The sequence below is a fragment of the [Micrococcus luteus] ATCC 49442 genome, assembly GCF_010367585.1.
Classification (GTDB): Bacteria; Actinomycetota; Actinomycetes; order Actinomycetales; family Micrococcaceae; genus Arthrobacter; species Arthrobacter luteus_A.
The window spans coordinates 3115448-3128700 of the sequence record NZ_JAAAXP010000001.1 but is presented as its reverse complement, the minus strand read 5'-3'; the positions used below and the strand labels follow the sequence as shown (position 1 = coordinate 3128700).

Annotated in this window: 12 protein-coding genes; 9 read left to right on the top strand and 3 right to left on the bottom strand. The window is 67.3% G+C overall.

The genetic code is table 11. From position 1 onward, the window contains the following. Positions 1 to 17: 17 nt before the first annotated feature. Entirely contained in the window at positions 18 to 767 is a 750-nt protein-coding gene (locus tag GUV69_RS14250) for an HD domain-containing protein (RefSeq protein WP_164203497.1), read from the top strand. Then, complete coding sequence (locus GUV69_RS14245; RefSeq protein WP_164203493.1) at positions 764 to 2281, top strand: aldehyde dehydrogenase family protein; 1518 nt, start codon at positions 764 to 766, stop codon at positions 2279 to 2281. Before GUV69_RS14250 ends, GUV69_RS14245 begins: the two co-directional genes overlap by 4 nt. A gap of 93 nt (positions 2282 to 2374) precedes the next feature. Here the strand turns inward: GUV69_RS14245 and GUV69_RS14240 are convergent, their stop codons facing one another. The 3 genes from GUV69_RS14240 to GUV69_RS14230 form a co-directional block, all read right to left on the bottom strand. Then, on the bottom strand, positions 2375 to 3358 hold the full coding sequence (locus GUV69_RS14240; RefSeq protein ID WP_164203491.1) for a trypsin-like serine peptidase: 984 nt from the start codon (positions 3356 to 3358) through the stop codon (positions 2375 to 2377). A 136-nt stretch (positions 3359 to 3494) separates the two neighbouring features. After that, on the bottom strand, positions 3495 to 4202 hold the full coding sequence (locus tag GUV69_RS14235) for an SDR family NAD(P)-dependent oxidoreductase (protein WP_164203488.1): 708 nt from the start codon (positions 4200 to 4202) through the stop codon (positions 3495 to 3497). Between the two features lie 227 nt (positions 4203 to 4429). Beyond that, positions 4430 to 5548, bottom strand: coding sequence for an aminotransferase class V-fold PLP-dependent enzyme (locus tag GUV69_RS14230; RefSeq protein WP_164203485.1), 1119 nt, complete (start codon positions 5546 to 5548; stop codon positions 4430 to 4432). A gap of 83 nt (positions 5549 to 5631) precedes the next feature. On the opposite strand from GUV69_RS14230, the gene GUV69_RS14225 reads away from it, so the two are divergent. The 7 genes from GUV69_RS14225 to ureC all read left to right on the top strand — a co-directional run bounded on the left by GUV69_RS14225 (position 5632) and on the right by ureC (position 13219). Continuing rightward, positions 5632 to 6489, top strand: a complete 858-nt coding sequence (locus tag GUV69_RS14225) for an ABC transporter ATP-binding protein (RefSeq protein WP_164203481.1) — start codon at positions 5632 to 5634, stop codon at positions 6487 to 6489. Then, the gene (locus GUV69_RS14220; protein ID WP_164203479.1) at positions 6486 to 7463 is read left to right on the top strand and encodes an ABC transporter substrate-binding protein; all 978 of its coding nucleotides are present in this window, start codon (positions 6486 to 6488) and stop codon (positions 7461 to 7463) included. The genes GUV69_RS14225 and GUV69_RS14220 overlap by 4 nt, the downstream gene beginning before the upstream one ends. 12 nt (positions 7464 to 7475) lie before the next feature. Further along, positions 7476 to 9629 (top strand): iron ABC transporter permease, encoded by a 2154-nt coding sequence (locus GUV69_RS14215; RefSeq protein ID WP_164203476.1) that lies wholly within the window; start codon positions 7476 to 7478, stop codon positions 9627 to 9629. Positions 9630 to 9739: 110 nt separating this feature from the next. Then, positions 9740 to 10690, top strand: a complete 951-nt coding sequence (locus tag GUV69_RS14210) for a hypothetical protein (protein WP_164203473.1) — start codon at positions 9740 to 9742, stop codon at positions 10688 to 10690. Positions 10691 to 10794: 104 nt separating this feature from the next. Beyond that, positions 10795 to 11097: an urease subunit gamma gene (locus GUV69_RS14205; RefSeq protein ID WP_131134833.1), complete on the top strand. Its 303-nt coding sequence runs from the start codon at positions 10795 to 10797 to the stop codon at positions 11095 to 11097. A gap of 8 nt (positions 11098 to 11105) precedes the next feature. Beyond that, a complete protein-coding gene (locus GUV69_RS14200; protein ID WP_164203470.1) occupies positions 11106 to 11444 on the top strand; it encodes an urease subunit beta in 339 nt (112 codons plus the stop codon). Next, positions 11441 to 13219, top strand: coding sequence for an urease subunit alpha (ureC, locus tag GUV69_RS14195; protein ID WP_164203466.1), 1779 nt, complete (start codon positions 11441 to 11443; stop codon positions 13217 to 13219). The genes GUV69_RS14200 and ureC overlap by 4 nt, the downstream gene beginning before the upstream one ends. Positions 13220 to 13253: the final 34 nt, after the last annotated feature.

Here is a 13253-nt window from a genome sequence, read left to right as displayed (position 1 = left end):
ACACCCGAAGGAGCATTATGAGCACCCCCAAGACTCCGGTAGCTACCGGCACCACAGACGCCGTTCCCGCCGCCGGACCGGATGTGCCGGCGGAGGCATTCGCCGCGGAATACAGTGTCCGGCCCGTCCCCGCTGCAGGCCCGGTGGACACCTCCGCCATCTGCAACACTCCCGCTGCGCTTGAGGAGCTCGACGCACTGTGGAAGGCCGTTGTCCACGAGACCCGGACGCGCGGCAACGACATCCACCTGCCCATCTCCCTGGCCTACGCCGAACGGCTGTGCCGGGCCTACCCCGACGCCGACGCCGAACTGGTGCGGGTGTCAACCCTCCTGCACGACACCGGCTGGGCCCACGTGGACGAGTCCCGCATCATTTCCGAAGGCTTCACCGGCGACTGGCGCAAGGCAGCCATCCGGTACGAACACGAGCAGCAGGGCTGCCACGTTGCACGCCGGGTACTCCCGGGGCTGGGCTACTCCGCGGAGTTCGTGGAACGCGTCTGTGACATCATCGACGGCCATGACACCCGGCCGGTGGCCCGGTCACTGGAGGACGCCCTGATGCGCGACGCCGACAGGCTGTGGCGCTTCGACCGCGCCGGGATCTCACTCGCGTCCTCATGGTTCGCCATGGATCCGGCCACCTACACGGACAGGCTGGTCACTGAAATTGTGCCCGAGCTCATCACCCAGGCCGCCGTGGACATGGCGTCGGCCGACCTCGGCCGCTCCAACGCCCTGCTCAAGACGGGAGTGATCCGATGACCTCCGCTACGCATGATGCCCCTGCGCTGCTGGCCCGCACGGAACTGTCCCTGCCGCACACCCATGTGGACACCGTCTTCGTCGACGGCGCCTGGCAGCCGTCGCGGGGCACCGGCCGGAACCCCGTCACCGATCCCGCCACGGGCGAAGTCTGGGGCTCGGTACCGGACGGAACCCCGGACGACGTGGACGCCGCCGTCGGCTCCGCCCAGCGCGCGTTCCAGGGGGAGTGGCCCCGGCTGACCCCTTCGGAGCGGGCCGCCTACCTGCTCCGGATCGCCGACGAGGTGGAGAAGCGGGCAGAGGAGCTGTCCCTGACAAACTCCCGAGAAAACGGCTCACCGGTGGCCGAATCCGCCGGGGCGGCAGTCAACGCCGCCGGCATCTTCCGCTACTTCGCCACCCTCGCGGAGTACCTTGAGCGGGAGGACGTCCGGCCGTTCCCCCGCGGCGGCGGCGAGTCAGTGGTCCGGCGCGAACCGCTCGGAGTCTGCGCCCTGATTGCGCCGTGGAATTTCCCCATCAACCTGGTAATCATCAAACTGGCGCCGGCACTGCTCGCCGGCTGCACAGTGGTGATCAAACCGGCGTCGCCCACGCCGCTGTCCATCCGCGTGATCATCGACGCCGTCGCCGCGGCCGGGGTGCCCGCCGGCGTCGTCAACCTGGTCACCGGCTCCGGCAGGCTGGGCGATGTGCTGGTGAAGCATCCCGGCGTCGCCAAGGTGGCGTTCACGGGCTCGACGCCGGTGGGCCGGAAGATTGCCGCGGCCTGCGGTGAACTGCTGCGCCCGGTCACGCTGGAGCTGGGCGGCAAGTCGAGTGCCATCGTGCTGCCCGACGCGGACCTGGACGCCATGTCCAAGGTCCTCATCAAGTCCTCCATGCGCAATACCGGACAGACCTGCTACATCTCCACCCGCATCCTGGCGCCCGCCAGCCGCTACGACGAGGTGGTGGACATGGTCACGGCCACCATCGCCGCCGGCAAGCAGGGGGACCCGCTGGAACCCGACACTGTGTTCGGCCCCTGCGCCACCGAGTCGCAGTACCGGACCGTGCTGGAATACGTGGAATCCGGACTGTCCGAGGGCGCCCGCGCCACCACCGGCGGGCGGGCTGCATCCCTGGGTGGGGGACTGGAAAACGGCTACTTCGTGGAACCCACCGTGTTCGCCGACGTCACCCCGGACATGCGCATTTCCCGCGAGGAGATCTTCGGGCCCGTGGTCACCATCCTGAAGTACAACGACGCCGGCGGCAGCGTTGAGGAGGCGGTGGCGCTCGCCAACAACACCGAGTTCGGCCTGGGCGGGCTGGTGTTTGGCGCTGACGAAGACGCTGCGCTTGCCGTGGCGGACCGGATGGATACAGGCTCGGTGGGCCTGAACTTCTTCGCCTCCAACCACGCCGCACCGTTCGGCGGCCGGCACGATTCCGGGCTGGGAACGGAGTACGGGATCGAGGGCCTGAACGCCTACCTGAGCTACAAGTCGATCCACCGGAAGGTCTGAGCTCATGTCCTGAGCACAACTTACCCCGACGCAACAGACGGCGGCCGCTCCAGAGGGGACGGCCGCCGTCGTTCATTCACCCGCTATGTGCGCTCAGGGGGCTGAAGACGCAGTGGTGTACGTGGTCTGGATTACTGAACCCCAGTACGGGCCGTACATCGTGGTGGACTTGCTGCCGTAACCGTAGCTGTTGACCGAGTTCTGGTACCCGCCGGAGCTGGAGCCGATGAACCAGGGGCCGCCTGATGATCCGCCGGTCATGTTGCACGGGATGCCCTGGGAGTTGAACTGGGGGTTGTAGGGATCGTTCGTGGCGGTGCCGGTGCAGCTCTTCAGGGATTCTCCGTTGAACGGCGAGGCTGCAGGGTAGCCGAAGGCTTTGTAGGCCAGGCCCCGGGCTGCATTGAACTGGACTCCTGAGGCCCCCACGACGTCGGCGAGGTTCCGGCCGTTGAGCTGGCTCATCACGGCGAAGCCGGTGTCATACTGCATGCTGCCTGACGAGCTCCACTGGGTGGGAGCGTAGAGCGCCTTTGCAGTCCACTTTCCGTAGGGTGCTGCGCCGTTGAGGTAGGCAGGGACAAACGTGAATTTGGTGGCGAAGGCTCCCGGGCCTTCATTGAGGCAGTGGCCGGCGGTGGAGACGGTGTTCCGGTTCGTGGAGGCAACCGAGTTTGCCGAGCAGACGTAGTTCGCTCCGCCCAGGGTGAAGAAGACCTTGCCTATGTGGGAAACAGGTGTCTCGCTGGCGTTGGCCTTCTGCTGGACCTGCGGTGCGGAGCCCTGGATCCTGGTCTCGGCGCCCTTGGCCTGAGCCGGCAGGTCGGGCTTGTTGGCCTTCTCCCGGTCCATGGCCTTCTTCGCCAGAACGTCGCCCGGGATGGCTGCGCGCATGCGTTCAGGCGTCCAGTACTCGGCGCCGGTTGAATCGGTGACGGTTGAGCTGCTGACGCCGGCAACGTCTTTGTTGTCCGACGGTGCGGGCGCCGCCGTGGCTTGCCCTGCCGAGCAAAGGGCGAACAGTGCTGCTGTTGTGAGGCTCATGAGGCTTGTGGCCAGAGTCCTGGTTGATGTCATAGCTGTCCTCTGTTGGTTCGGGTGCAGCGGACCTGGGTGTGGTTCGCTGGGGATGAACCTATAGCGTTATGACAAAGTTGTAAATAAGATTTTCTAAACTAGTTATTTGTGCAACCTCAAAAGTATTGCCTGAGAGTCAGGTAAGGCGCTCGCCGGTGATGCCCTTGAGGTGGGCCAGTAGATGGTTCTGGAACTGCTCGTCCTGTACTGCGGGGTGCGCCTGGTGCCGGCGCTGATGGAACCAGTAGCCGCCACTCGTGAGTGCTTCCGGGTCATCGCTGGCGGCCAGCCATTCCCGGGTCAGGTGGCCGAGCCGCAGGTCATCCGGAGCGCCCGGCCCGCCCATCTTCGTGGGCACCCACCCGGGATCGACGGCGTTGCTGAGGACGTCCGGCCACAACCGTGCGACGGCGGCTGACAGGGCCGTGATGTAGAGCTTGCTGTCCGAATAGATCACCTTCGTCCCAGGTCCGGGGTGGCCGCCGCGGTGCATGCCGCTGCTGAGGTAGACCAACCGTTCCGGCCGCTGGATGAGAGCCGTGAGGAGATAGGGAGCCACCACATTGACCGGAAAGATGTGCCGGCTGCCCAGAACCCCGGCGTTGTGAATCACGGTATCAATACGACCGATCTTGTTAACCTGTTTGCCGACGTCGCGCGTTTGCTCCATGTCTGACAGGTCGCCCACAACTCCTGCGGCGCCGCGGTCCAGAAGATCCGGGACCGCACTCAGCCGGTCAACGCTGCGCGCGTGCACAATGATTTGGTGGCCGTCGTCGAGGAGCTGTTCTGCCGTGGCCCGTCCGAGGCCGCCGGCGGAACCTGTGATAAAAATGCGTGCCATTGCTTCTTCCCTCAGTTAGTTATTCACCCCAACGATGACACCGGGTCAGCTAAGCAGCTCGGCAGGGCTTGCGAAGGCTTCGCGGAGCCTGCTCCCGGCCGCTCCGCGGAGCGCCGCCGTCTGCCCAAGACCGGAGAATGCCACACCGGCTGCCGGTACCAGGCCGGGGGCCGGACGTACTGGAGCGCGCTACCGGGCAACGGGCCGCGAGGGCCACTCGGGATAGTTCACGGCCGTCCGATCAGCTCGGCCACCCGCTCGAGCTCCTCCTCCAGATTGTAAAAATGTACGGACAGCCGGATCCTTCCAGCGCGGACGGAGGCCACAACGTTGTCCTGGCGGAAACGCTCCAGTACTGCGTCGGAATCGCTGACCGGGACGGAAACGATGGTTGAACTCTCTGCGTCACCGAGCGGGCGGAAATTTGGAACGCTCGTGGCCAGCGCATCCTGCAAATGCTTGGCCAGCCGGGCGTTGCGCTCCAGGAGAACGCTGGTTCCGAAGCGGCGGAAGACGCCCAATGCGGCCTGATCGGCCATGGCCGGAAACCACGCCAGCGAGGTATCGAGCTTCGACGCGGTGGGCGAGAGGTCCATTGCCGGCCCATAGAAGCTCGCGGCCGGCGATCGGGCCGCCTTCCATCCGGGGCCCACGGGACGGAGGCCGTCCAGCAACTCCCGGCGGACATAGAGATAACCCATGCCCCGGGATCCGAGCAGGAACTTATGGCTGGACGTCGCAAGGAAATCCACGCCGTCGCGGACGACGTCCAGGGGCACGGCTCCCGCCGCCTGGCAGGCATCCACAAAGAACCAGGCTCCCGAGCTCGCGGCCACCCGGCCGATGGCGGCCAGGTCGGACCGGTAGCCGTTGGCCGACTGGACGGCGCTGACAGCGATCAGGCGAGTTCCGCCGTCGGCCGCTTTGCCAAAATCCTCGACGGAAACACCGGTGCCTCGCGACGCAAGGGCGCGCACCTCGTAGCCCCGCTCCTGCAGCATGCGCCAGGGGTAGTAGTTCGAGGCGAACTCATTTTCTGCCACGATGACGTTTTCACCGGATGACGCCGGCGGCAGGTTGGCAGCCACCAGCCCGGCAGCTGCACTCACCGCCGGGACGATGGCGATCTCCGCTGCCGTGGCGCCGACGATTTCGGCGAACAGGGCGCGGGCATGCTCACCCGCCCGCTCCGCCTCGGCCCAGTCGAACCGGCCCGTGGACCAGCGCTCGAGAGCCTCCTCGTAGGCTGCCCGCGCAGGGGCGCAGCCGACATTCATGCTGGCCGTGTTGAGATAGACGGTATTTTTGAGCCCCGGGAACAGCTGACGGATCTCACTGGCGTCCATGTCCGACCACCCTCTCGCGGAGGCGTCCTAACGTGACGCCATGAATTAGAAGTATTAGGTAAGCCTAAGCTAATCTTCATTTCGTGATTCAGCAAAGCGAACTCTTCGGGCTCGAGGCCAGTGACCTGGTGCTCCGCTACGGGGACAAGGACGTGGTTCACGGTGCAGGGCTGCAGCTTGAGCCCGGCCGGATCGTTGCCCTCGTCGGGCCCAACGGCAGCGGCAAATCCACCCTGCTGCGCGCCCTCGCCAGGCTGCATGAGGCGTCCTCCGGAACCGTCACCGTCCGGCCCGCCGGCGGCGAAGCCGCCGATGCGCTCATGATAAAGCGCAGCGACTTCGCCCGGCACGTGACACTGCTGTCGCAGAGCCGCCCAGTGCCGCACGGGCTCAGCGTCCGGGACGTCGTCGAGTTCGGCCGCCACCCGTACCGCGGCCGCTGGCGGGCCGCCGATCCCGAGGGGCCAGCCGCAGTCGACCGCGCCATGGGCCTCACCGGAATCACTGAGCTGGCCCACCGCGGCGTGCACGAACTGTCCGGCGGCCAGCTGCAGCGCGTCTGGCTGGCTAGCTGCCTGGCACAGGACACGTCCGTACTGCTGCTCGACGAACCAACCAACCACCTGGATCTCCGCTACAAGGTGGAGATCTTCGACCTGATGTATGACCTCGCGCGCATACACGGCGTCGCGATCGGCGTGGTTCTGCACGACCTCGACGAGGCTGCTGCGCTGGCCGACCACGTGGTGGTCCTTTCAGAGGGCAGCATCGCTGCGTCCGGCCCTGCGCACGAGGCGCTCGACGCCGGGCTGCTCACGAACGTCTATTCCATTCCCATCGTCACCCATACCGACCCGCTCACCGGCCGGCTGCGCACCCGCGCCGTCGGACGGCACAGCGACAGTCAGACCCACCACACCGAAAGGACCCCTCGTCCATGAAGATCCCCAAGGCCGCCCTGGCCGCCACCGCCGCCCTGGCACTGCTGCTGACAGGCTGCGGCACCACCGAAGGCCCCGCCAGTTCCGCGTCGAACAGTGCCGGCACCGGCGAAGCCGTCACCGTGACGGACTCCCGCGGCGTTGACGTGAAGCTTGATGGCCCGGCCAAACGCGTTGTCGGCACCGAATGGAACGTCGTCGAGAACCTGACCACCCTCGGTGTCCAGCCCGTTGGCGTCGCTGACATCAAGGGCTACAGCGCCTGGGTCACCGCCGGCAAGCTGGACGGCGCTGCCACCGACATCGGCACCCGTGGCGAGCCCAGCCTCGACACCATCGCCTCCCTGGACGCGGACCTGATCGTGGCAACGGCTGACCTGCCCGAAGCGGTCATCAAGCAGCTTGAAGACCTGGCCCCCGTCGTCGTACTGAAATCCGCCGATGCCAGCCGCCAGATCGACCAGGCCAAGGACAACCTGAACCTCGTGGCCAAGGCAACCGGCACGGAGGCCAAGGCAGATGAAGCTATCGCAGCGTTCGACGCCGCCGTTGCCAAGGGCAAGGAAGCACTGGACAAGGCCGGGCTGGCCGGCTCCCGCGTGGCCTTCGCCGACGGCTGGGTGGCCGACGGAAAGGTCTCGGTCCGCCCCTTCGTCAAGGGCTCGCTGCTGACCGACATCAACACCGAGCTGGGCCTGGTCACACCGTGGACCATGGAAGGGGACCCCGCCTACGGGCTGGCCTCCACCGACGTCGAGGGCCTGACCGCCATCGACGCCGACAGCTTTGTCTACATCACCAACAGCGCCGATGGTGACTTCACTGAGGAACTGGCCGGCAACCCAGTGTGGAAGTCGCTGCCGTTCGTGGCATCCGGCGACGTGCACCGCCTCTCCGACGGCATCTGGATGTTCGGCGGCCCGGCCTCGATGACCCAGTACGTCGATGCCGTCACCGCCGCCCTCACCAAGTAGCTCGTCCGCGTCATGACCGAAACTGTGAAGAGGACCGCCCCGGCCGCCGTTGGACCGGCGGCCCTTGTCGAGCCGACTGCCGTGGCCGGGGCGCCCGCTCCGGCACCCAAGGGTGCGCGGGGTCGTCCGCCCGCAGCGCTGGCTGCCGGCGGCGGACTGATAGTCCTGGTCCTCTTCGCACTGATCCACCTCACGCAGGGAACGGCCGACGTCGGCCCTGCCGAGTTGCTGGGGCTCCTCACCGGCAGCGGCTCTGACCAAGAGGCCGCCGTCCTGGTGGCCTCGCGCGTGCCGCGGCTGATGGCGGGGCTGCTGGTGGGTGTGGCCCTGGGGGTGGCCGGCGCGGCCCTGCAGTCGGCCACCCGCAACGTCCTGGCATCGCCGGACACTCTGGCAGTCAACGCCGGTGCCCATCTCGCGATCGTGGCCGTCGCTGCCTTCGGGGTGACCCTTCCCGCGCTGCTGTCCGGAGGGCTCGCCTTTGTAGGCGGCCTCGCCGCGGCGCTGCTGGTGATTGCCCTTTCCGGCGCTGGTGGCAACGGCAACGGCGGGCCCATCCGGCTGGTGCTGGCCGGCACCGCCCTCGCTCTGGGCCTGCATTCGGCCACGAGCGCGCTGCTGCTGCTGTTCAGCCAGGAAACCACAGGTCTTTACGCCTGGGGCCAGGGCAGCCTCGCCCAGTCCCGCCCGGACGAACTGCTGCAGTTCACGCCGGTGGTCTTGGTGGCTGTCGCCGGATTGCTGGTCCTCGGCCGCCGGCTGGATCTGCTCGGCCTGGGGGACGACGCCTCCCGGCTCGCCGGCGCCGATCCGCGCCTGGCCCGGATTGCCGCCGTCGTCCTTGCCGTCCTGCTGTCCGCAGCAGCGGTGACCGTTGCGGGCCCGATCGGTTTTGTGGGCCTGTGCGCGCCGGCCATCGTGCGGCTGCTGGCGTCCCGCGTCCGCGGCCTGGGCAGGCACCGGGCTCTGCTGCCCATTTCCGGCCTGGCCGGTGCGGTGGTGGTGATCGGCGCCGACGTGCTGGTCCGCGTTGTGTTCGGCGCGCAGGCCGGAGTGGAAGTGCCCACCGGAGCGGTCACCACCGTGCTTGGTGCGGTGTTCCTGGTGGTTCTTGCGCTGCGGATGTCCGACGCCGGCCTGAGCGTTGCCGGGGATGCGCTGGCGCGGCTGCGTTCCCGCAGGTTCTTCCTGACCGTACTGATTTCGCTTCTGGTTTTGCTCGCTGGCCTTCTGGTGGCCGGTGCACTCCTCGGCGACGCGAAGCTTCTGCTCGGCGACCTCCTCAACTGGCTTACAGGGCAGTCCGGCAACCTGGTCAGCGCCGTGCTGGGCACCCGGATGCCGCGTGTTGTGGCGGCAGTGCTGGCCGGCGCGGCGCTCGCCATCGCCGGCGCCCTGATTCAGGCGGTGTCCCGGAACTCACTCGCCGAACCCGGCATCATCGGCGTTTCCGGCGGTGGCGGCCTGGCCGCGATCATCGTCATCACCTCCGTCCCGCTGGCCAGCGCCTGGTTCGTCACCGGGTCGGCGCTGGTGGGGGCGGCGCTGGCCGCGCTGCTGGTGTTCGGGCTGGCGTTCCGCGGGGGACTGCAGCAGAACCGGCTGGTGCTGATCGGCATCGGCGCCTCGGCCGGCCTGGCCGCACTGATCACCGTCCTCCTGGTCACCACCGATCCCTACAACCAGACGAAGGCCCTGACCTGGCTCTCCGGCTCCACCTACGGGCGGACGTTCGCCTCCGTCCTGCCGCCACTTGCCGCGCTGGTTATTGCGCTGCCAGTGCTGGCCGGCCTGCGCCGCGACCTTGACCTGATAGCGGTCGACGACGATTCCCCCCGCGTGCTCGGCATCGGGCTGTCCTGCTCCCGGCTCCTGCTGCTCTCCGTGGCCGTGCTGCTGACCGCCGGCGCAGTGTCATCAGTGGGCGTGATCGCGTTCGTTGGCCTCGTTGCGCCGCATGCCGCCCGGACCCTGGTAGGGGCGCGCCATACGCGCGTGCTCCCCGTGGCAGCCCTGATCGGAGCCTGCACGGTGGTGTTCGCGGACGTGATCGGACGGACTGTTATTGCGCCCGCCCAGATCCCGGCCGGCATCATGACCGCCCTGGTGGGCGCGCCGTACTTCGTGTACCTGCTATGGCGCTCGCGGGTGGACCGGGCGGGGTAACCACCGGAGCCATTGCTCCGGGCCATCGGGGTTAAACGAGGGTGCTGCGAGGGCCCGGCTCAGGGGAGTCCCCGATCCTGACGGCACGGCTGCAGTCTTAATCTGACCTGGTGCAAACAGCTACCCTGACCCGGCATCCCCTTGCTTCGTACCTCCTCCGCGGCTGGCAGCACCTGTCGGCGCCCGCCAAACTGCTCGCCGCCGTCGGCCTCCTCATGGCCGCGTCCGCCCTGTTCCATGCAGTGGTGTTCCTTCAATCGGGCACTGCCTGGGAAGGCGCCGTCTCATGGCGGAAACCCGTAGCATTCGGCCTGTCCCTGGCACTCACCGCCGTCACGCTGGCCCTGATCGAATCCCGCCTCCGGCTGAGACCCGTGGTGTCGTGGCTCCTGCTTGGCGCCCTCAGTGCGGCCTTTGTGCTCGAGGCCTTCCTCGTGACCCTGCAGGCCTGGCGTGGAGTGCCGTCGCATTTCAACGCCGCCACTCCCTTCGACTCGCTCGTCTTCTCGGCGATGGGCATGACGGTGGCGGTCATCGTGGTGGTGATTGTCGGCCTGGCCGTCCTGAGTTTCACCTCCGCTAAACCAGGCGCCCCGGCCCTCACCCTGGCCATCCGCGCCGGCCTGATGCTGCTGGTCGCCGGCCAGGTCCTCGGCGTGGCAATCATCGTCGTCGGTGAATCCGCGGCGCTGTCCGGAAACGAGGCGGCGGTGTTTGGCCCGGAGGGCGTTGTCCTCGGTGCCGCCGGCATCCTCAAATCGCCGCACGGCATAGCCCTGCACGCCATCCAGGTCCTGCCACTGCTGGGCTGGCTCGTCCAGCGTTCCGCCTGGCCAGACGCCCGGCGCCGAAGCGCGGTGTGGAGCGCAGCGGCCGGTTACGCGGTGGTTCTGGCGGTCAGTGTTTTCCAGGCGTACACGGGCCAGGCGCAGTTCGCGCTCAGTATTGCCGCGCTGTCTGCGGCGCTGGCGGGTGTCCTCCTCGTCGCGGTGCCTTACGTTCAGGCGATCCGGCCTGTCGGCCGCCGGAAATCTGACGGAAACCTGACCGGCCTACGCTGATCCCGACAAGCCGCCACGGAGGGCGATGCACCGGAAATGCTGGCGGTGCAGGATCTTCCGGGTCTATAAACGTAGGACTGTGCCCCGCCGCCGAAGGGAACCTGATGCATCTGATGCCCCGTGAGCAGGAAAAGCTCATGATTGTGGTGGCGGCCGATCTGGCAAGGCGCCGGCAGGCGCGCGGCCTGAAACTGAACTTCCCCGAGGCCGTTGCCATCATCAGCTATGAACTCATCGAGGGCGCCCGGGACGGCCGAACCGTGGCGGACCTCATGAGCTACGGCACCACCGTCCTCACCCGCGAGGACGTCATGGAAGGTGTCCCGGAGATGATCCACGATGTCCAGATCGAGGCCACGTTCCCGGACGGCACCAAGCTCGTCACCGTCCACGATCCCATCCGATAGGGCAGCCCATGATCCCAGGCGAGTACATCCTCAGGCCCGAACCGGTGACGTTGAACGCCGGACGGGAGGCGATCGCCATCGTCGTGACTAACACCGGCGACCGCCCCGTGCAGGTGGGCTCGCACTTCCACTTCGCCGAGGCGAACGCCGCCCTTCAGTTTGATCGCCAGGCCGCCTACGGCCGCCGGCTGGACATCCCGGCCGGAACCGCAGCGCGGTTCGAACCGGGGGACAGCCGGAGCGTCCGGCTGATTGAACTCGCCGGCAACCGCGAAGTCTTTGGCCTGAGTAACGCCGTCAACGGAAAGCTCGACGGCGGCGCTCGCCAAGGAGAGGATGTCCAGTGAGTTTCGACCTTCCCCGCCGGCAATACGCCGACCTCTACGGCCCGACCACCGGGGACAAAATCCGCCTCGCGGACACCGACCTGTTCCTCGAAATCGAGAAGGACCTCACCGTCTACGGCGAGGAAGTGGTGTTCGGCGGCGGCAAGGTGATCCGCGACGGCATGGGCCAGAACGGCCAGGCCACCCGCGACGGCGGCCCGGAAGGCGACGGTATTGGTTCCCGCAGCGACGTCCCGGACACCGTCATCACCAACGCCGTCATCCTGGACTACACCGGCATCTACAAGGCCGACGTGGCGCTCAGGGACGGCCACATTTTCAAGATCGGCAAAGCCGGCAACCCGCAGATCACCGACGGTGTGGACATTGTCGTCGGAGCCAGCACCGAAATCATCGCCGGGGAACGGAAGATCCTCACCGCCGGCGGCGTGGACTCCCACATCCACTTCATCTCCCCGGACCAGGTCCCCACCGCCCTCACCAGCGGCGTGACCACCATGGTGGGAGGCGGCACGGGACCGGCCGAAGGCACCAAGGCCACCACAGTCACGCCCGGCAAGTGGCACATCCAGCGGATGCTGCAGGCCACCGAGGGGATGCCCATTAACATCGGGCTGTTCGGCAAAGGCCACGCGTCCGCCGTCGAGCCCCTCGCGGAGCAGATCCGCGCCGGCGCCATCGGGCTCAAGGTGCACGAGGACTGGGGCTCCACCACCTCGTCCATCGACACGTCGCTGAAGGTCGCCGACGAGTACGACGTCCAGGTGGCCATCCACACCGACACCCTCAACGAGTGCGGGTTCGTGGAGGACACCATCCGCGCCATCGACGGCCGCGTCATCCACACCTTCCACACCGAAGGCGCCGGCGGCGGACACGCTCCGGACATCATCAGGATCGCCGGGCTGCCCAACGTGCTCCCGGCGTCGACCAATCCCACGCTGCCGTACACCCGCAACACCATCGAAGAGCACCTGGACATGCTGATGGTCTGCCACCACCTCAACCCGGACATCCCCGAGGACGTGGCGTTCGCCGATTCCCGCATCCGCGCCGAGACCATCGCCGCCGAGGACGTCCTGCAGGATATGGGCATCTTCTCCATCACGTCCTCCGACTCCCAGGCCATGGGCCGCGTGGGCGAGGTCATCACCCGCACCTGGCAGGTGGCGGACAAGATGAAGAAGCAGCGCGGCGTTTTGCAGGATCCCGACGGCGGGACGCACGGTTCCGCTGCTGGTTTGGGTGCGGAGAGCGACAACTTCCGCCTCAAGCGCTACGTGGCGAAGTACACCATCAACCCCGCCATCGCGCAGGGCATGGCTGATTCCATCGGCTCCGTTGAGGAGGGCAAGTTCGCGGACCTGGTGCTCTGGGATCCTGCCTTCTTCGGCGTCAAACCCGAACTTGTGCTCAAGGGCGGTCAGATCGCCTACGCGCTGATGGGCGACGCCAACGCCTCCATCCCCACTCCGCAGCCACGCACCATGCGGCCCATGTTCGCCGCGTTCGGCAAGGCAGTGCAGCAGTCGTCCATCACGTTCCTCTCGCAGGCAGCGATCGACGCCGGTGTGCCCGAGGAGCTGGGCCTGCAGAAGAACATCCGCGCCGTCTCGGGCATCCGGTCCCTGACCAAGGCCGACCTCAAATACAACGGCGCCACCCCGGACATCCAGGTGGACCCGGAAACCTACCAGGTAACGGTCGACGGCGAGGACGTCACCTGCGAGCCGTCAGACGTCCTGCCCATGGCCCAGCGCTACTTCCTCTTCTGATCTCCTTCCCAGAGACCACCGACCACTGACCACC